This window comes from Serpentinicella sp. ANB-PHB4, from assembly GCF_031432315.1.
Taxonomy (GTDB): Bacteria; Bacillota; Clostridia; order Peptostreptococcales; family Natronincolaceae; genus Serpentinicella.
In genome coordinates, this window is record NZ_JAVKGO010000003.1 from 162,859 (window position 1) to 182,085 (window position 19,227).

Annotated in this window: 17 protein-coding genes and 1 riboswitch; all 17 genes read left to right on the plus strand. The window is 35.4% G+C overall.

Annotated features, from left to right (window positions below; all coding sequences use genetic code 11):
* The first annotated feature begins 11 nt into the window (after nt 1-11).
* The 17 genes from thrC (at nt 12) to RH915_RS04460 (ending at nt 19,149) form a co-directional block, all read left to right on the plus strand.
* On the plus strand, nt 12-1,502 hold the full coding sequence (thrC, locus tag RH915_RS04380; RefSeq protein WP_310478144.1) for a threonine synthase: 1,491 nt from the start codon (nt 12-14) through the stop codon (nt 1,500-1,502).
* Nucleotides 1,503-1,736: 234 nt separating this feature from the next.
* On the plus strand, nt 1,737-1,937 hold the full coding sequence (locus RH915_RS04385) for a hypothetical protein (protein WP_310478145.1): 201 nt from the start codon (nt 1,737-1,739) through the stop codon (nt 1,935-1,937).
* Between the two features lie 127 nt (nt 1,938-2,064).
* Nucleotides 2,065-2,166: riboswitch (TPP riboswitch) on the plus strand.
* A 100-nt stretch (nt 2,167-2,266) separates the two neighbouring features.
* Complete coding sequence (gene thiS, locus RH915_RS04390; protein ID WP_310478146.1) at nt 2,267-2,461, plus strand: sulfur carrier protein ThiS; 195 nt, start codon at nt 2,267-2,269, stop codon at nt 2,459-2,461.
* A gap of 1 nt (nt 2,462) precedes the next feature.
* Nucleotides 2,463-3,269: a sulfur carrier protein ThiS adenylyltransferase ThiF gene (thiF, locus tag RH915_RS04395; protein ID WP_310478148.1), complete on the plus strand. Its 807-nt coding sequence runs from the start codon at nt 2,463-2,465 to the stop codon at nt 3,267-3,269.
* Nucleotides 3,270-3,284: 15 nt separating this feature from the next.
* Complete coding sequence (locus RH915_RS04400) at nt 3,285-4,061, plus strand: thiazole synthase (RefSeq protein WP_310478150.1); 777 nt, start codon at nt 3,285-3,287, stop codon at nt 4,059-4,061.
* On the plus strand, nt 4,061-5,164 hold the full coding sequence (gene thiH / locus RH915_RS04405) for a 2-iminoacetate synthase ThiH (RefSeq protein ID WP_310478151.1): 1,104 nt from the start codon (nt 4,061-4,063) through the stop codon (nt 5,162-5,164). Before RH915_RS04400 ends, thiH begins: the two co-directional genes overlap by 1 nt.
* Nucleotides 5,165-5,662: 498 nt before the next feature.
* The gene (gene thiE, locus RH915_RS04410) at nt 5,663-6,685 is read left to right on the plus strand and encodes a thiamine phosphate synthase (RefSeq protein ID WP_310478153.1); all 1,023 of its coding nucleotides are present in this window, start codon (nt 5,663-5,665) and stop codon (nt 6,683-6,685) included.
* Nucleotides 6,686-7,083: 398 nt separating this feature from the next.
* On the plus strand, nt 7,084-8,397 hold the full coding sequence (gene thiC / locus RH915_RS04415) for a phosphomethylpyrimidine synthase ThiC (protein ID WP_310478154.1): 1,314 nt from the start codon (nt 7,084-7,086) through the stop codon (nt 8,395-8,397).
* Nucleotides 8,397-8,942: a thiamine phosphate synthase gene (locus RH915_RS04420; protein WP_310478156.1), complete on the plus strand. Its 546-nt coding sequence runs from the start codon at nt 8,397-8,399 to the stop codon at nt 8,940-8,942. Before thiC ends, RH915_RS04420 begins: the two co-directional genes overlap by 1 nt.
* 810 nt (nt 8,943-9,752) lie before the next feature.
* Nucleotides 9,753-11,042, plus strand: a complete 1,290-nt coding sequence (locus RH915_RS04425) for an MFS transporter (protein WP_310478158.1) — start codon at nt 9,753-9,755, stop codon at nt 11,040-11,042.
* A 111-nt stretch (nt 11,043-11,153) separates the two neighbouring features.
* Complete coding sequence (locus RH915_RS04430) at nt 11,154-11,918, plus strand: hypothetical protein (RefSeq protein ID WP_310478160.1); 765 nt, start codon at nt 11,154-11,156, stop codon at nt 11,916-11,918.
* Between the two features lie 173 nt (nt 11,919-12,091).
* Nucleotides 12,092-13,168, plus strand: a complete 1,077-nt coding sequence (locus RH915_RS04435; RefSeq protein ID WP_310478161.1) for a DUF5050 domain-containing protein — start codon at nt 12,092-12,094, stop codon at nt 13,166-13,168.
* Nucleotides 13,169-13,439: 271 nt separating this feature from the next.
* The gene (locus RH915_RS04440; protein ID WP_310478162.1) at nt 13,440-14,825 is read left to right on the plus strand and encodes an alanine/glycine:cation symporter family protein; all 1,386 of its coding nucleotides are present in this window, start codon (nt 13,440-13,442) and stop codon (nt 14,823-14,825) included.
* 395 nt (nt 14,826-15,220) lie between these two features.
* Nucleotides 15,221-16,567 carry an NADP-specific glutamate dehydrogenase gene (gene gdhA, locus RH915_RS04445; protein WP_310478164.1) on the plus strand — a complete coding sequence of 449 codons (1,347 nt, stop codon included), beginning with the start codon at nt 15,221-15,223 and terminating at the stop codon, nt 16,565-16,567.
* A 325-nt stretch (nt 16,568-16,892) separates the two neighbouring features.
* Nucleotides 16,893-17,684, plus strand: coding sequence for a transporter substrate-binding domain-containing protein (locus tag RH915_RS04450; protein WP_310478165.1), 792 nt, complete (start codon nt 16,893-16,895; stop codon nt 17,682-17,684).
* An 87-nt stretch (nt 17,685-17,771) separates the two neighbouring features.
* Nucleotides 17,772-18,440, plus strand: coding sequence for an amino acid ABC transporter permease (locus RH915_RS04455; RefSeq protein WP_310478166.1), 669 nt, complete (start codon nt 17,772-17,774; stop codon nt 18,438-18,440).
* The gene (locus tag RH915_RS04460; protein WP_310478167.1) at nt 18,427-19,149 is read left to right on the plus strand and encodes an amino acid ABC transporter ATP-binding protein; all 723 of its coding nucleotides are present in this window, start codon (nt 18,427-18,429) and stop codon (nt 19,147-19,149) included. Before RH915_RS04455 ends, RH915_RS04460 begins: the two co-directional genes overlap by 14 nt.
* Nucleotides 19,150-19,227: the final 78 nt, after the last annotated feature.

The window sequence follows — 19,227 nt, forward strand, 5'->3', positions numbered from 1 at the left end:
GGGGCTAACACATGAGTCAAATCAGCTACAGAAGCACAAGAGATGAGGGGCAACTTGTTTCGTCTGCCGAAGCGATCGTAAAAGGAATCGCCCAGGGTGGAGGACTTTTTGTACCAGATAAAATGCCAAAACTTACAAAAGATCTACAGGGGTTAATGGATTTAGATTATAAACAATTGGCTTATGAAATTTTAAGTTTATTTTTAACGGACTTTAAAGAAGAAGAGTTGAAACAATGTATTAATAGTGCCTATGATGAAAAATTTGATACACCAGTTATTGCGCCGGTTAACAAAAAAGGAAATAAATATTTCCTTGAATTGTTCCATGGTCCAACTTTAGCTTTTAAAGATATGGCACTATCTATTTTACCTTACTTACTAAAAACAGCAGCGAAAAAATTAAATATTGATAAAGAAATCGTTATTCTTGCAGCAACTTCAGGAGATACGGGTAAAGCAGCTCTAGAAGGGTTTGCAGATGTTGATGGTATAAAAATAATTGTATTTTTCCCGCAAAATGGGGTTAGTGAAGTACAAAGAAAGCAAATGATTACCCAAACTGGTAATAATACATATGTAATAGGTATTGATGGTAACTTTGATGATGCCCAAAGTGGCGTTAAAAATATATTTACGGATGAAGCATTCAAAAAAGAATTAGCAAATAATAACCATATGTTTTCATCAGCAAACTCTATTAATATAGGGCGTCTAGTTCCACAAGTAGTGTATTATTTCTATGTTTATTTACAAATGTGTAAAAACAAAGAAATAGAGCTAGGGGAAAAAATCAACTTTGTTGTACCCACAGGTAACTTTGGAAATATACTAGCAGGTTATTATGCAAAAGAACTAGGATTACCAATTGACCAATTAATTTGCGCATCAAATGAAAATAAAGTGCTATTTGATTTTCTAAGCACTGGAACATACGACAAAGATAGAGCGTTTATTTTAACTACATCTCCATCTATGGATATACTGATATCTAGTAACTTAGAGAGGCTGTTATATGCATTAAGCAACGAAAATGTAGATACAGTAAAAACGCTAATGGAGAGCTTAACAACAAAAGGGACTTATACCATTAATGAAGATATGAAAAAGAATTTACGAGGCTTTGTTGGTGGATATGCTACAGAAAAAGAAACAGAAATCGCTATAAAAGAAGTTTTTGAAGAAACAGGATACGTAATGGATACCCATACAGCTGTTGCTTATGCTGTTCATAACAAGTACAAACAAAATAGTGGCGACGATAAAAAGACAGTAGTAGTTTCAACAGCAAGTCCATACAAATTTACGTCAGATGTAATGAAGTCCATTGATCCTAAATACAGTGAACAAAACGAATTTAGTTTAATGGAAGAGATGGAAAAAGTATCGAAGGTTTCTATACCTAAACCTATAAAAGATTTAGATAAAAGACCAATACTACATAAAAAACAATGTAAAAAAGGTGAAATGAAACAACAAGTAGAAGAAATACTAGGATTATAATGACATATACAAAAATAAAATAGCATAGGTTAAATAAAGGACATCCTTAGCATGAGTGTAACAACATTGTACAGGATGTCTTTTGTTGATAGATGTACATATAGGAAGGTATATCGTTATTCAATAAGTCCGTATGACGTTGTAAAAGCGTGTCGTTTAATGCAAAACGAAAATTGTTTAAAGAAAAAATACAGGGGGTATTTATTTAAAAAAATAGAACAGGGGGCGTTTGTGATGGCTTTGAACTACTATGATTTATTAGAAAAATTATCAAAGGAAGCAAAAGAGGTCTCTAATCAACTGCAACAGATTCAAAAAGAAATGGTCTCAGTTAATTGGAGTAACGATTTAAAAACTGTGAATAGAAGTGAGTTAAAAGAAACCGTATTTGACTATATGATCAATGGTGCAGGAAATAATAGAGGATTTTATTAAAGAAATTGAGTAATTACTTTAGTGTAATAATCAAAAAGATAAATATAAATTAATTAGACAATTTACGAAATAACTTTACAAATATTTCGCTTTACCATATAATTAACTTAATATTTTGTAAATTAAATAAGCAAGCTAGGGGTGCCTTTGGCTGAGAGGGATTTAAATATCCTAACCCTTCGAACCTGAAGTAGTTAAAACTACCGTAGGGAAGCGCATAATACAAAAATACTACGCGCTTGTTCTATAGAACAAGCAATTTTTTTTGTAAAACATATGCAAATCCTAGGGATTTGCATTTTTTATTTTTGTTACAAGGGGGTGTCAATATGATTATTAATGGCAAAAAGATGGATTTTGAATTAGGCATAACAGTAACAGAAGTATTAAAAAGATTAGAACTGCCTAACCAAACCGTTGTTGTAGAATTAAATCTAGATATTGTACCAGCTGAAAAATATAATACAACTACCATAAATGAAGGTGACAAGGTAGAAATCGTTAAGTTTGTAGGAGGTGGTTGATATGAGGATAAAAATTAACGAAAGAGAGATTGCAGTTTCAAACAACTTAACTGTATTTGAGCTAAAAAATAAAGTGAAAAAAGAGGCTGACATTGTTATATACAATGGATTTATTATTAAAGAAGATCAATCCATTAAAGAAGGTGACTGTGTTTCTTTTATAAAAAGAGGAGAAATGCCCTCAGAGGAAGACATGGAAGCTTTACTCGTTTCAAGACACACACCCGGGGTACATCAAAAAATAAAAAATGCTACCGTTGGGATTGCAGGTCTTGGGGGACTAGGCTCAAACATTGCCATATCCCTAGCAAGAATAGGGATAGGAAAGCTGCTTTTAGTTGATTTTGACGTTGTAGAGCCAAGCAACTTAAATAGACAGCAGTACTTGATCAAACACATTGGCATGTACAAAACCGATGCACTGAAAGCTTTAATCCATGAAATTAACCCCTTTGTAGAAGTAGAAACGAAGAACTTATTTTTAGAAACATCCAATATTAAACCTACTTTTGAAAATGTGGATGTAGTTGTAGAAGCCTTCGATAACCCAAATTGCAAAGCCGATTTAGTAACCACAACCTTAACACAGCTAAAAGGAAAGCCCGTCGTAGCCGCATCAGGATTAGCAGGATACGCTTCAAGCAATCAAATTGAAACAAAAAAAGTAAAAGAAAACTTTTATTTAGTAGGAGATGATGTATCCGAAGCCAAACCTGGAAGTGGATTGATGGCACCTAGGGTAGGAGTAGCTGCAAACCATCAGGCAAATATGGTACTTAGAATTTTATTAGATGAAAAAGAAATTTAGAAAGGAGTGGAAAAGATGGATGAATTTAAAATAGGTGGTGAAGCGTTAAAAAGCCGGTTATTAGTAGGAACAGGGAAGTATCCTAACCACAAAATAATGTATGACGCCATTAAGCATTGCGGTACACAGGTGGTTACAATGGCACTGAGAAGAGTGGATCTAGATTCAAAGGAAGATAACATCGTAGAGTACATACCTAAAAATTGTATTTTACTACCTAACACCTCCGGGGCAAGAAATGCAGAGGAAGCAGTAAGGATTGCCCGGTTAGCCAAAGCCATGGGTTGTGGAAACTGGATTAAGATTGAGGTAATTAGTGATAACAAATACTTGTTACCAGATAATATAGAAACCATAAAAGCCACAGAAATATTAGCAAAAGAAGGTTTTAATATATTGCCTTACATGAGCCCAGACCTTATGGCAGGAAAACAAATGATTGAAGCTGGAGCAGCAGCGGTCATGCCTTTGGGATCACCCATTGGTACAAATAGAGGGATTAGAACAAAAGAGATCGTTCAAATCATGATTGATGAACTTGATGCCCCAATTATTGTAGACGCCGGCATCGGAAAACCTTCAGAGGCGGCAGAAGCCATGGAAATGGGCGCAGCAGCAGTCCTTGTAAATACAGCAATCGCCACAGCAACAGATCCAATTCAAATGGCAGAAGCCTTTGACCTAGCAGTAAAAGCCGGAAGAATGGCCTATCTTGCGAAAACCGGTCCAGTAGGACAAATTGCAAAAGCATCATCCCCATTAACAGGCTTCTTATCAGAAGGTGGGTTATAATGAGCTTTCTCGATTTTAAGAAAAATGTATCACAGATAAACTTTGATGATTATTTTAGCAAGGTATCAAAGAATGATGTCCTTAAAGCATTGAATAAGCGTAAAGTTGACTATTACGACTACTTAACCCTATTGTCACCGGTGGGGGAAAATTGTTTAGAAGAAATGGCACAAAAATCAAGAGAATTATCCCTACAGCATTTTGGAAAAACCATTTTACTCTATACACCGATGTATTTATCTAACCATTGTGTAAATGTCTGTGCCTACTGTGGTTTTAATAAAGAAAACAACATCCCTCGTAAAAAACTAACAGCCGAAGAAATAGAAAAAGAAGCAAAACAAATTGCAGCCACAGGACTAAAACATATTTTAATTTTAACAGGAGAATCAAGGGAAGAAACACCGGTCTCCTACATTAAAGATTCCGTTAAAATATTAAAAAAATACTTCCAGGGCATCGCCATAGAAATATACCCCTTAGAAGAAAATGAATATAAAGCGTTAATTGATGCTGGGGTCGATAGCTTGACGATTTATCAAGAAGTTTACGACGAAGAAATTTACGATAAAGTGCATATATCCGGTCCTAAAAAGGATTACAAGTACAGACTCGATGCACCGGAAAGAGCCTGTAAAGCCCAAATAAGAGGGGTAAACATCGGTGCCCTTTTAGGAATAAATAACTGGCGAGAGGAAGCCTTCATGACAGGACTTCATGGTCAGTACTTGCAAGATAAGTACCCAGAAGTAGAGCTGAGTATATCCCTGCCAAGAATGCGCCCCCATGTTGGCCATAAAAATTATAAAGAGTTAGTCAATGACAAAAACCTTGTACAAATTATGCTCGCTTCCCGTATTTTCTTACCAAGAGCAGGCATAACCATATCAACCCGGGAACAAAAAAGCTTTAGAGACAACCTAGTGCCCCTAGGCGTAACAAAAATGTCCGCCGGAGTCTCAACAGAAGTAGGAGGACATAGCTCAGAGGAAAAGACCCCAAGTCAATTTGACATCAGCGATGAAAGAACCGTACAAGAAATGAAAGAAATGATTTTATCAAAAGGCTATCAACCAATATTCAAAGACTGGATGGCTATTTAACACATTTGTAGTTGTCATGGTTTTATATTTAAAGCTTTTAACTAACCAACTAACCAACTAACCAACTGACCAACTAGAGGAGAATTCATTCTCCGACATTGCCTGTCATTACGAATGAAGTAAAGGGTTTGGTTTCAATCTTAAGCATTTGGATCTATATCTGTAAAGTTAGTAGAGGAGAATTCATTCTCCGCATTCCATGTCATTGCGAATAAAGTAAAGGGTTACGTTTCGATCTTAAGCATTTGGATCTATATCTATAAAGTAAGTAGAGGAGAATTCATTCTCCGCATTCCATGTCATTGAGAATGAAGTAAAGGGTTGGTTTTGATCTTACATTTGAATCTATACCTCTAAATGTAAGAAGAGGAGAATTCATTCTCCGACACCTGAACGCAGTGAAGAATCTGATTTTATGTTTAATGCTTTTAACCAACCAACAAACCAACTAACCAACTGACCAACTGGTTAACCAACTATTCCCCCAGGAGGTGAACAATGAATACCCTTCGAATAATCGACGCAAATATCAATAGAGTTTCAGAAGGCGTAAGAGTACTAGAAGACATATCCCGATTCGTACTAAACAACAAAAACCTTACAGAAGCCCTAAGAAACCTAAGACACATGATTCGTAAAGGCTTTGAGAATGAAAGCCTAATAGCCCACCGAGACGCAATCAATGATATAGGCTACGACATCTCAGTTAGTAATGAATTAGACAAAAAAGAAAACCTAAACAACCTAGTACAGGCCAATTTTAAACGAATACAGGAAGGACTAAGATCTATAGAGGAAGGTTTAAAAATTGTAGGGCATTACAACGCATCAAAACTTTACGAAAACCTCCGCTATAAAGCCTATAACCTAGAAAAAGAATTTTATATAAAACTTAAACCAAACCTCATTGATACAGATATCTACTGCATACTAGGAGAGGACTTCTCCTTAGGACGAAGCAACGTAGAAATGACTAAAATACTAATAGAAGCAGGCATCAAAGTAATCCAATATCGTGAGAAGAAAAAGGAAAAGGGGGAAAAGTACCAAGAATGTCTGCAAATTCGTAAACTTACAACAGAAGCAGGTGTCGCCTTTATTGTAAACGACGATGCAGATATTGCCCTAGCAGTAAAAGCCGATGGCATACATATTGGACAAGAAGATATGCCTATAAAAGAGGTAAGAAAAATTGTTGGTAATATGACCATTGGTTTGTCTACCCATAATCCAAATCAAGCAAAAAAAGCAGTAGAAGAGGGTGCAGACTACATAGGTGCCGGACCAGTTTTTGAGACAAAAACAAAGCAAGGGGTTGAACCTTCCCAAGGACTAGATTATCTAAAATGGGTTTCAGAAAATATTGATATTCCTTATGTAGCAATAGGAGGAATAAAAGAAGCAAACATTAGTCAAGTAAAAGCCCATGGGGGAAAATGCTTTGCTATGATATCAGAAATATTAAGCGAAAAAGAACCAAAAGAAAAAATAAAACAAATTAGAAAAAACTTCAGATGTTGAGTAGTTAAAATCTCTGATACAAGGAATAAAATTTTAGATGAGAACGCCCTAAAAGGTTTATGTTTTTTTATGTATGTCATACTGAACGAAGTGAAGTATCTTGGTTCTAAGGACCTGTCATACTGAGCCAAGGGAAGAAGCAGGAATTTAAACGCTTGTCATTCTGAACGTAGGGAAGAATCTCGGCTTTGACTTTATTGTTCCAAAATAAAGTAGAGGAGAATTCATTCTCCGACATTAACAATAGATTGTGCCTTGTCATACTGAACGAAGTGAAGTATCTCGTTTTTGATTTGTACGTCATATTGAAACAGTCGTTATTGGGGTGCATCACTTAACTAAATAACAATATGCAACAAATTATGAATTTAAAACTTTATTAAAGGGAGATGGTATATATGAACTATACAACACAAATGGATGCAGCAAGAAAAGGCATCGTAACAGTACAAATGGAAATTGTTGCAAAGAAAGAACAAATGGACGTAAACTTTTTAAGAGAAAAAGTAGCAGCTGGTCAAATCGTCATACCAGCAAATAAAAACCACAAGTCCTTAGACCCAGAAGGAATCGGAGAAGGACTAAAAACAAAAATCAATGTTAACTTAGGTATTTCAAAAGACTGTCCTAGCTTTGAACCTGAATTTGAAAAAGTAAGAACAGCCCTAGATATGAAAGCAGAAGCCATAATGGACTTAAGCTCCTTTGGAAAAACAGAAGAATTTAGACAAAAACTAATTGATATGTCCCCAGCTATGATTGGAACCGTACCAATTTACGATGCAGTAGGCTTCTATGACAAAGAATTACAAGACATAACCGCGAAAGAATTTATTGACGTTGTTGAAAAACATGCAAAAGATGGGGTAGACTTTATTACAATCCATGCAGGGATTAATAGAGAAACAGCAGAGGTATTTAAAAGAAATAAAAGACTAACAAATATCGTTTCAAGAGGTGGTTCCCTGCTATACGCTTGGATGGAACTAAACAACAAAGAAAACCCATTCTTTGAGTACTATGATGAAGTACTAGAGATCTGTGAAAAATATGACCTAACTCTAAGTTTAGGAGATGCTTGTAGACCAGGAAGTATCAACGATGCTACGGATGCAAGTCAAATTAAAGAGCTTATGATCCTTGGAGAGCTAACAAAAAGAGCTTGGGAACGAAACGTACAAGTTATGATCGAAGGACCAGGGCATATGCCAATTAACGAAATCGCCGCAAATATGGTTATCGAGAAAAAACTTTGCCATGGTGCACCATTTTATGTACTTGGACCCCTAGTTACAGACGTAGCACCGGGCTATGACCATATAACCAGTGCCATCGGTGGTGCCATTGCCGCAAGTCACGGAGCCGACTTCCTTTGCTACGTAACCCCAGCAGAGCATTTAAGACTGCCAAACCTTGATGATATGAAAGAAGGAATAATCGCATCAAAAATCGCAGCCCATGCCGCAGACATTGCAAAAGGCATCAAAGGCGCAAAACAGTGGGACTACGAAATGAGTAAAGCCAGACAAGAACTAAACTGGGAGAGAATGTTCGACCTTGCAATAGACCCAGAAAAAGCAAGAAGATACAGAAAAGAATCAAATCCAGAGCATGAAGATAGCTGTACAATGTGCGGGAAAATGTGCTCCATGAGAAACATGAACAAAGTCATGGAAGGTAAAAACATTAACATTCTAAGAGAAGATGACTAATGATTTACCTAGTAACCAATAGAAAACTTATCACCACAGGAACCCTACTAGACAAAATAGAAAAAGCCATGGAAAAAGGAATAGCCGGCATAATCCTACGGGAAAAAGACCTGACAACAAAAGACCTTTTACCCCTAGCAAAACAAATAAAAGAATTGACCAAAGACACAAAAGTTCAGTTCTTCGTAAACGGGAATATAGAAGTAGCACAGGACTTACACACTGGCGTACATTTATCCTTTGAAGCCTTTGTAGAAAACAAGCCAAAGCTAAATCAAAAACAAAAAATGGGCGTCTCCGTACATAGCCTAGAAGAAGCGAAAAAAGCAGAAAAACTAGGAGCAAGCTACCTCTTAGCCGGCCACGTTTTCAGTACCGACTGCAAAAAAGGACTAGCCCCAAGAGGACTAGACTTTATCAAAAACATCAAAGAAAATACATCAATCCCTCTAATCGCAATTGGGGGGATTGATTACAACAACATGCATCAAGTCTATCAATCCGGCGCCGATGGGGTTGCCATGATGTCTTACTTTATGAAGTAGTGTTTTATTGTAATTTTGTGCTGAACTTGTCATACTGAACGAAGTGAAGTATCTCGGTCCTAAACGCCTGCCAATTTGAGTCAAGCGAAGAATCTCGAATTTAAACGCTTGTCATTCTGAACGTAGGGGAGAATCTCGGTTTTGACTTTATTGTTCTAATATAATAAAAACGTAGAGGAGAATTCATTCTCTGACAATAACAATAGATAATGCCCTATCATATGAATGAAGTTAAAGGATCCCGATTCTAAACGCCTGTCAATCTGAGTCAAGCGAAGAATCTGGAATTTAAACGCTTGTCATTCTGAACGTAGGGAAGAATCCCGGTTTTGACTTTATTGTTCTAACATAACAAAAATGTAGAGGAGAATTCATTCTCCGGAAAATACTTTGTTAAAAAATTAATTTGCGAGCATCTCAGTGGTAGCAAAAACCCCGGGAGATGCACGATAAGCATTTTTCAACGAAAAGAAGGACTTTTGACAGATTTAAAGAAGTAAAATATAATAAAAAAGGAAGACCCTCGCAAATCGCATTTTAAGACCAGTCATTTCAATAGGTTAAGAGGGGTGCTGTTGCAACACTTAAAAATTCCCTTTGGCAACATTAGTAGAGGAGAATTCATTCTCAAACAACATTGACAGTTGCTAATTTATGCACTATCAATAAGTACATTAAAAGAAGCATGACTTAAAATCGTATAATAAGCCTAACTATAAATTAGTTGTTATAGTATAATAATAAAGGCAAGATCACATTAAATTTTAATGTGATCTTGCCTTTTGACTGAACTTGTACAGGAGTGACAAAATGATAGACTATTTTAAAAGACAAAATGACGATGGCAATAACTCATCTATTTATTATGGCTGGGTTATTGTTGCCATAGCAGCCTTAGGGGTGTTTTTCTCTGGTCCGGGACAAACCTACTCTGTTTCAATTTTTATAAATTATTACGTTGAAAACCTAGGCTGGAGCAGAACCTTGGTTTCTAGTTACTATTCCTTTGCCACTTTGACAGCGGGACTAATGATCCCAATTATAGGGAGAAAAATAGATAAATTAGGTCACAGAAAAATGATGAGTCTAGTTGCTTTTTTATTAGCACTAGCCTGTTTATGGATGAGTTTTGTAACCCAACCAATTATGCTTTTTGTTGGATTTTTATGCCTAAGGCTTTTTGGACAGGGTTCTATGACTTTGATTCCCTCTACCCTCGTACCCCAATGGTTTATAAATAAGAGGGGAAAGGCTTTAAGTTTAATGGCTTTAGGGGGCGTGGCTGGGTCAACGTTACTACCAATTATTAATAATTATCTAATTGGGGCTGTAGGGGTCAATTTTACTTGGCGTGTTTGGACAGTGTTGTTAATGACAGTTATGATGCCCGTGGCCTATGGACTGGTTAGAAATAAACCGGAGGACATCGGGATCCAACCTGATGGGAATGAAGGATTAAAGGATACAGAAGACCTTATAAATACGACCATAGAAGTGGACTATGATAGATCATGGACGGTAAAAGAGGCAATTAGAACCCGGGCATTTTGGTTAATGCTATTTTGTTCCATGGTACCTGCCATGGTAAATACGGGTATTACTTTCCACATGATTTCTATTCTGGGGATACAAGGCTTTGACAGTAACTTTGCCGCTTTGGTACTAAGTATTACCGCAATGGTCCAACTGCCTCTGACCTTTTTGGCAGGGCATATAGTGGATCGGGTTCAGGTACATTATGTAAAGGGTCTTAATTTTATCATATTACTTATTGCAGTTATTTTGCTTCTGTACGGGGTTAGTAGTAAAATTTTAATCATTTATGCAATTCTCCACGGTACCTTTGTCGCCTTTGATTCTGTAAGCACAGGGGTACTATGGCCAAACTATTTCGGTAGAGAAAATTTAGGTAGCATTCGGGGTATTACCATGACCGCTATGGTTATTGGCTCAGCATTAGGCCCCCTACCTTTTGGATACTTTTATGATCAGTTTGGTGGATATCGAGAAATACTGTTAATCATGTTAATATTTCCAATTTTAAGTAGCTTATTTGCATTTATATCTCCCAAACCAATAAATGAAAACATATTGGAATAATTTGGTTTAATTTAAATGCAAATTATGATATCATAGCCACTAATGACTCATCTTAGACATTTAATAACATTAGACGTCTTTATCGATGGGTAACTTTAAGGGGGCATTGTTATGAAGAGAAAAGTTTTTTTAATTATTTTAACTACTGTGCTAGCACTTACACTAAGTGCCTGTACTACAACTACAAGCAAATATACTGGGGAGCACATTGCTTTTGACTATTCTGATGACTGGGAAATAGAGGTTGATGAATCAGGAGTAGGTACAAATCAAATTATGTTAGTAAATAAATCAGATTTTAGATTTGTGTTTAATGTTGAATCACTAGGCGATGTAAAAGAAGAAGAAATAATAGCGCAAATAGTAGCAGATATAAACCAAAGCTATGAGACGGCTAATCATTCAAATGCCATGGAAGTTGTAGCTTATGAAGATGTTGTAATCGACGGAGGTAGCGGTAAGGAATTAACCCTAAACATTCAGCTTCTTGATAGCCTCATTCAGGAACTTTACTACTCGTTATTAGAAAATATGGAAGTTTTAGAAATAAGCGATTATATCCAGGCGTATGAAGTGGATGCGTTTATAAGTGAGATGAAAAATGACCCTAATAAGCTAGAAGAACTTAAAACGCGATTAAATGAAAAAGAGACTGAGAATCAAGAACAACAATTGGCATTATTACTTGCCAATGGGTTTATAGATAATGCCAGTCACTACTTAAATGAGGAAAGTGATGTGTCAATAACTCAAAGTAATATAGTAGTCGTGAAAGATAATGTACTTATAAGGATGTACTTTACAAGCAAAGCATCAGACTATGAGAAAAATGCAGCGGAAGCACAAAAAATAATTGACTCTATAACTTTTTTATAAAATAAAGTATTAGACCCTATAATAAATAAAAATATGACGACAAAAAACTAAGCCTTGAAAAAGCTTAGTTTTTTTTAGTAAAATAATCGTAAAATTTAGAATTATAAAGGATTATGTCTACTGCTTAGAGAATTATTAAACTAACATAACAAAATACGGTGGAGGTCGAAGGCATGGTCTGCGATAAATGCAAAAGTGAATTAAATGATGAAACCAAACCTTGTAACAAGTGTGGTGAAGCACCATCAAGTGATGATGAAGGCGTTGTAAAAGCAAAATTACAAAATGATGGAAGTGAGAATAAAAAAAGCGGGTTAAGTGTAAAACGTATTATAGGACTATTTATTATTACTCTATTAATTAGCAGTGTAGGATATTGGTTTTATATAAATCGAGATAATCGGGTTGGTAATACAGGGGGCAATATCGCGAATAGTGGAGTGGTTTCTAGCCAAGGTAGATGGACATATTTTAGAAACTGGCCCGAGGGGTCTAGTCTTTATCGGGTACGACTAAATGGTAAAGATATGGAGCAGCTTACGGAGGATCGAAGTGAGTACATAAATGTAATAGGTGACTGGGTATATTATAAAAACTGGTCAGAGGATGGAAGCATATACAAAATTAGAATCGATGGTAGCGAAAGAGAAATGCTAACGGATGATGAAGCCTGGTCTCTATTTGTAGATGAAGATTGGATTTATTACCGTAATTTTTCAGATGGATCTACACTGTACAAAATAGGTTTGGATGGAGAGAATCGTACAAAAATTGCCGATGATAAGGCGGGTTCTCTTTTTGTAGACAATGGTTGGATTTATTATAGAAACGAAGAGGATAATAATGCTATTTATCGTATTAGGACAGATGGAACTGAGAGAACTAGACTTAATCAGAGTCCAAGTCGATATATTAATGTTGTGGATGAATGGGTGTACTATCATAATGAAAGTGATAACATGATTTACAAAATGACAGTAGAGGGCGCCGAACATACAAAGGTTGATGTAAACAATGCATACTATATAAATGTAAATAATGGTTGGATATACTATGCAAATGCTTCAGATGATTGGCGATTGTATAAGGTGCGAACTGATGGGACAGAACCAACTAAGTTAAGTGATGATCGTTGCTGGAATATTAATATTATAGGCGATTGGGTATACTATGAAAATATTTATGATGGGTGGCGCTTGTATCGCGTAAGGAAAGATGGATCTAATAATGAACCTGTTTTTTCTGGTTAGTATTATAAGTTATATCTAATGCAAAAATACATAACTAAATTGTGAAAAGTATACAAATGTTACCTGATCTATGTTCATTGACTTGTATCGTTATTTTACATAACTATATATATAAGTCTAAAAATGCAACATTGGGGCGAATTTTGTATACTTTTTGTTTTTTAAACAATTTTAACCAGTAATTATAAAAAATTTTAATTAATAAAAAAAATTTGAATTTTTCTGAAAAGTGTAATAAAATAGTAGTCAAATCTAATAAAGGAGGAGCATTATGGAAGGCATTATAGAGAGACTTTTAGCGTTTAATGAACAAATAAACAGTATTGTTTGGGGACCACCCTTTATGATATTACTTGTGGGTACAGGTCTTTATTTAACCATACGATTAGGATTTTTTCAGTTTACCCACTTAGGGCATGCGTGGAGAAATACTTTTGGAAAAGTATTTAAGAAGGAGAAGAAGGGTGATGAAGATGGAGAAATCACTTCATTCCAAGCGGTTACATCCGCTATGGCTGCAACAATTGGTGTAGGAAACATAGCCGGTGTTGCCACAGCCATTGCAGTAGGTGGTCCAGGGGCAGTATTTTGGATGTGGGTTTCTGCATTATTTGGGATGGCAACAAAATTTGGTGAGGCTGCATTCGGAGTTAAGTACAGAAATGTTAATGAAGATGGTTCTTACTCTGGCGGTGTTATGCAGTACATTGAAAATGGTTTAGGAAAAGGATGGAAATGGCTAGCAGTTCTTTATGCATTATTTGCAGGATTAGCTGCTTTTGGTATTGGTAATATGGTTCAGTCCAATACAGTTGCTGTTGCACTGAGTGAGTTTGGCGTATCTGCTAATGTAACAGGTGTTATCATAGTAGTATTAGTAGGGCTTGTAACTTTAGGTGGTATAAAAAGAGTTGCATCAACAGCAGAAAAAGTTGTGCCTCTAATGACATTAATTTACTTTGCAGGGGCAATCGTTATTATTATAGCTAATATAAGTGCAGTGCCAGGCGCTTTTAGAGATATTTTCTATTATGCATTTAGACCAGCTGCAGGAGTTGGTGGGTTTGCCGGGGCAACAGTTGCACAATCAATACGTTATGGAGTTGCAAGAGGGATTTTCTCTAACGAGGCTGGATTAGGAGCAGCATCCATCGTTCATGCCCAGGCGAAAAATACGCCAGTTAAGCAAGGTATGTGGGGAATATGGGAAGTATTTATTGATACAATGCTAGTTTGTACCATGACAGCAGTGGTTATTTTATCTACTGGAGTTTTCGGTGGGGTAAACGAAGCAGGAGAGCTTCTTGATGGTGCAGAGTTAACCAGTGCTGCATTTACCCAAGGATTACCAGGACCAGGAGGATACGTTGTACTTATTGCTTTAATATTCTTTGCCTACACAACAATGTTAACTTGGAACTTCTACGGTGAAAAAAGTTGGGAATATATTTTTGGGAAGAAAGTTGTTTTACCATATAGACTGTTATTCCTAGGATTTTTATTTTTAGGTGCTGTAGGAGGCCTACAATTAATCTGGAACGTAGCTGACACATTAAATGGTTTAATGGCGGCACCAAACTTAATTGCATTAATTGCTTTAGGTGGTATTTTAGCAAAAGAGAAAAACAATTATACGGATAAATTAGACAATAAATAATTAAATTAATAAAAAATGCGCTTATTCTTTTGAATAAGTGCATTTTTTTATTTGTAAAAATATGTAAATATCAAAAGAGTAACTAAATTTGCTATTCATTATGATTTTAAAATAAAAAGTACTCACATAAAAATACGAACATTAAATAAGATGATAAAACATTTAAAATAAGGATAATTAGCATAAAAGCCAAAAAAATGTATAATTTTACGAACAATTATTCAAAAAACAGTTGAATTGTTAAATATTTATTGTATAATTATAAACTATAGTTAGTTTTTATTGAAGATTCTGAAACTTTTTAAAATTAGATTTTTTAATAAAAACTTTAAAGTTTATGTACAATGGTAATTTTTAAAAACTGATATTGTACGACAATTAAGGGGGAAATAAGAATGAATGTAAAACAATATGTTGAAGAGGTTTTTGAGGCCTTTGTTGAGCGTAATCAAGAGGAGCAAGAGTTTCAACAAGCGGTAAAAGAAGTATTAATAACACTTACACCAGTGCTGGAAAAACACCCAGAATACATAGAAGCGGGAATTCTTGAAAGAATTGTCGAGCCGGAAAGACAAATTATTTTTAGGGTGCCATGGGTAGATGACGAAGGAAAAGTTCATGTTAACAGAGGATTTAGAATGCAGTTTAACAGTGCTATCGGACCTTATAAAGGTGGCTTGAGGTTCCATCCATCAGTAAATGCTAGTATTGTTAAATTTTTAGGATTTGAGCAGATATTTAAAAACTCATTAACTGGCTTACCAATTGGTGGTGGAAAAGGTGGTTCTGACTTTGATCCTAAAGGAAAATCTGATAATGAAATAATGCGTTTTTGCCAAAGTTTTATGTCTGAGCTATACAGACACATTGGTCAAGATATAGATGTGCCTGCTGGTGACATAGGAGTAGGAGCTAGAGAAATAGGTTTTATGTTTGGTCAATATAAAAAACTTAGAGGCGCTTATGAAGCAGGCGTTCTAACAGGAAAAGGACTTACCTATGGAGGTAGTCTTGCCCGTAAAGAAGCTACAGGATACGGATTAGTATATTTTGTAGATGAAATGATAAAAGCAAAAGGGATGTCATTACAAGGACAAAATGTCGTAGTATCGGGATCTGGTAATGTTGCTATATATGCAATGCAAAAACTTCAAGAGCTAGGGGCAAAGGTAATTGCCTGTAGTGATTCAAGCGGATATGTATATGATCCAGATGGTATTAAATTAGAAACTGTACAAAAGATAAAAGAAGTTGAAAGAAAAAGAATACATGAATACGTTAAATATCACCCTGATGCAGCGTATCAAGAAGGATGCTTAGGCATTTGGAAAATCAAATGTGATATTGCACTGCCATGTGCAACGCAAAATGAAATTGATGAAGTAGCAGCAAAAACATTAGTAGAAAATGGTGTAAAAGCAATCGGAGAGGGAGCTAATATGCCATGTACTTTAGAAGCGACAAAAATATTCTTAGACAAAGGGATTTTATTTGCTCCTGCAAAAGCAGCAAATGCTGGTGGGGTTGCTACTTCAGCATTAGAAATGTCACAAAATAGTCTAAGACTATCATGGAAGTTTGAAGAAGTAGATGCAAAGCTTAAGGATATTATGATTAATATTTATAAAAATGCTAGTGAATCTGCTGCAGCATACGGTATGGAAGACAACTTAGTTGTAGGTGCAAATATTGCTGGATTTAAAAAGGTTGCAGACACAATGCTTTGTCAAGGTGTTATTTAGTTAAAATTCACACATAAATTATAGTTATATAGTCTACTAATTAGATTTAGTAGACTATATAATTTTTTGTAACGTAGCAAAGTACTACTTTTCTAACTTAGGGTTTCTAAGCAAAAAAAGTGGCGTTATCAACTTTTTTGTAATAATTATCAGAAAAGTCGAGTATTTATAATTATACTTAAATTAAATAAAAAAACACAAACAAGCACAATATATATGCATAAAATTTAGTTTTTTTTTATAAATATTAAAAAAGCTATTCACAAACCAATAAAAATGTATTATTATATATAATAAATATTTAATAAAAAGGGGAGAGAAAAAAATGAATAAATTAATTAAAAAATATTCAGTTGCAATTATAGCGATACTTACATTATTTTTATTAGTAGGTTGTGGAGGGTCTGATCCAGTAAGTCGTTACCCAGACATTCCTACTGCATTAACAGAGTTAACAAATGGTGGTGTTGATGCCGTTGTTGCTGACTCGCCAGTTGTACTAGAGTTTATAGCAAACAATCCAGATGCAAATATAGAAGCTTTTGGGGATGAAAGCTTTGATAAAGAGTACTTTGGTATTGCCATGAGACAAGAAGATGAAGATATTCATGAGTTAATTAATCAAGGATTGGCAGCAATAAAAGAAAATGGGGTTTATGATAAGGTCTTTAATAAATATTTTGGTGACGGTACTGATTACCAAGTAGAACCAGGAGAAAATACATTAGACATCACTTTAAATGTTGCTATGGATATGGCTTATGCACCATTTGAATATGTAAATGATGCTGGAGAGCCTGAAGGTTTCGATGTAGATTTAATCCAAGCAATTGCAGCAGAAAAAGGATTTGTAGTAAATTTAGTAAATACAAACTGGGACGGTATTATTCCAGCTTTAATTGGTGGAAATGCAGATATAATTATTTCCGCAATGACAATTACAGAAGAAAGAAAGGAAACTGTTACTTTTTCTGATCCATACTTTGAATCAACACAATATATAGCTGTTCAAGCAGGATCTGAAATTAAAACACTTGACGACTTAAAAGGCAAAAAAGTTGGTGTGCAAAATGGAACAACGGGTGATTTTGCAATTTCAGACTTCTTTGACAACTAAGAATGAATTATAAATTTAATTGACGTAAGTAGGTGATACCTAGGTGTCATCTACTTTTTTCAACTTTAACGAAAGGTTGCGTTGTAGATGGACTTTAGAATTGATGTAGTGATGAGATATTTACCTTTATTAATGCAAGGACTTAGAATAACGATACAATTGTCCGTTATTGCCGTAGGGGTAGGAACAGTCATAGGATTGTTTATTAGTTTAATGAGACTTTCAAAAATTGCACCTTTAAGATGGATTGCAAGAGGATATGTAGACTTTATTAGAGGAACACCGTTAATGGCACAGATATTTTTAATTCACTTTGGTGTACCACCACTTTTAGGTCTGAGTGCTTTTAACCCTATGCTTTCAGGAACGATTGCATTAAGTTTAAATAGTGGTGCATATGTTGCTGAAATTTTTAGAGGAGCTATTCAATCTATTGAAAAAGGGCAGATGGAAGCAGCGAGGTCTTTAGGAATGACCCATTCCCAATCTATGAAATATATTATTATCCCTCAAGCCTTTAAAAGAGCGATTCCACCTTTAGGTAACGAATTTATTGCAATATTAAAAGATTCATCACTAGTTTCAGTTATTTCTTTACAGGATCTAATGATGTCAGGAAGAATGATGCAAGCTCGATCTTTTAGACCCTTTGAAACATGGCTTGCAGTTTCAATATTTTATCTGATTATGACAATGAGTTTGTCACAATTTGTTTCCTATCTTGAAAGGAGGTACAGCAAGAGTGATAACAATTAGAGATTTGACAAAAAACTTTGGGAAGCTAGAAGTCTTAAAGGGTGTCTCTTGTAGTATAACTGCTGGGGAAGTAGTTGTAGTTATTGGCCCTTCAGGATCAGGAAAAAGTACTTTTTTACGTTGTATAAATCAATTAGAAAAAGCCAATAGTGGGGAAATTATCATTAATGGGACGGATATTATGGACAAGAAAACAAATATTAATGAAGTTAGGCAAGATGTTGGAATGGTATTTCAATTGTTTAACCTATTTCCCCATAAAACCGTTCTTGAAAATATTGCCTTAGCACCAATTAAGGTTAAAGGAATTAGTGTAAAAGATGCAGAAGCTTTAGGTCGCCAACTACTAAAAAGGGTAGGACTTGAAGACAAGGCAGAAGTTTATCCGGAAAAACTATCTGGGGGACAAAGGCAAAGGGTTGCTATCGCAAGAGCATTGGCGATGAAGCCAAAAATCATGTTGTTTGATGAGCCAACCTCAGCTTTAGACCCAGAGATGGTTGGGGAGGTATTAGAAGTAATGAAAGATCTGGCAAAAGAAGGAATGACCATGGTGGTTGTGACCCATGAAATGGGATTTGCTCGGGAAGTTGGGGATAGAGTTTTATTTATGGATGGAGGCCACATTGTTGAAACAGCAAAGCCACTAGATATATTTAATAACCCACAGCATGAAAGAACAAAGGCTTTTTTAAATAAAATTTTATAAGTTTACAAAAAACAAAACCCGTGATGCTTCAATAGGGTTCCGAATGACAGAAAAATGATTGTCATTCGGAACGTCAGT

Bases quoted from the DNA above. Each gene is read 5' to 3' on its own strand.
- RH915_RS04455 (WP_310478166.1), top strand. From the start codon at position 17,772: ATGGACTTTAGAATTGATGTAGTGATGAGATATTTACCTTTATTAATG.
- thiC (WP_310478154.1), top strand. From the start codon at position 7,084: ATGAACTATACAACACAAATGGATGCAGCAAGAAAAGGCATCGTAACA.
- thrC (WP_310478144.1), top strand. From the start codon at position 12: ATGAGTCAAATCAGCTACAGAAGCACAAGAGATGAGGGGCAACTTGTT.
- RH915_RS04425 (WP_310478158.1), top strand. From the start codon at position 9,753: ATGATAGACTATTTTAAAAGACAAAATGACGATGGCAATAACTCATCT.
- RH915_RS04400 (WP_310478150.1), top strand. From the start codon at position 3,285: ATGGATGAATTTAAAATAGGTGGTGAAGCGTTAAAAAGCCGGTTATTA.
- thiF (WP_310478148.1), top strand. From the start codon at position 2,463: ATGAGGATAAAAATTAACGAAAGAGAGATTGCAGTTTCAAACAACTTA.
- gdhA (WP_310478164.1), top strand. From the start codon at position 15,221: ATGAATGTAAAACAATATGTTGAAGAGGTTTTTGAGGCCTTTGTTGAG.
- thiS (WP_310478146.1), top strand. From the start codon at position 2,267: ATGATTATTAATGGCAAAAAGATGGATTTTGAATTAGGCATAACAGTA.
- thiH (WP_310478151.1), top strand. From the start codon at position 4,061: ATGAGCTTTCTCGATTTTAAGAAAAATGTATCACAGATAAACTTTGAT.
- RH915_RS04385 (WP_310478145.1), top strand. From the start codon at position 1,737: ATGGCTTTGAACTACTATGATTTATTAGAAAAATTATCAAAGGAAGCA.
- RH915_RS04430 (WP_310478160.1), top strand. From the start codon at position 11,154: ATGAAGAGAAAAGTTTTTTTAATTATTTTAACTACTGTGCTAGCACTT.
- thiE (WP_310478153.1), top strand. From the start codon at position 5,663: ATGAATACCCTTCGAATAATCGACGCAAATATCAATAGAGTTTCAGAA.
- RH915_RS04450 (WP_310478165.1), top strand. From the start codon at position 16,893: ATGAATAAATTAATTAAAAAATATTCAGTTGCAATTATAGCGATACTT.
- RH915_RS04435 (WP_310478161.1), top strand. From the start codon at position 12,092: ATGGTCTGCGATAAATGCAAAAGTGAATTAAATGATGAAACCAAACCT.
- RH915_RS04440 (WP_310478162.1), top strand. From the start codon at position 13,440: ATGGAAGGCATTATAGAGAGACTTTTAGCGTTTAATGAACAAATAAAC.
- RH915_RS04420 (WP_310478156.1), top strand. From the start codon at position 8,397: ATGATTTACCTAGTAACCAATAGAAAACTTATCACCACAGGAACCCTA.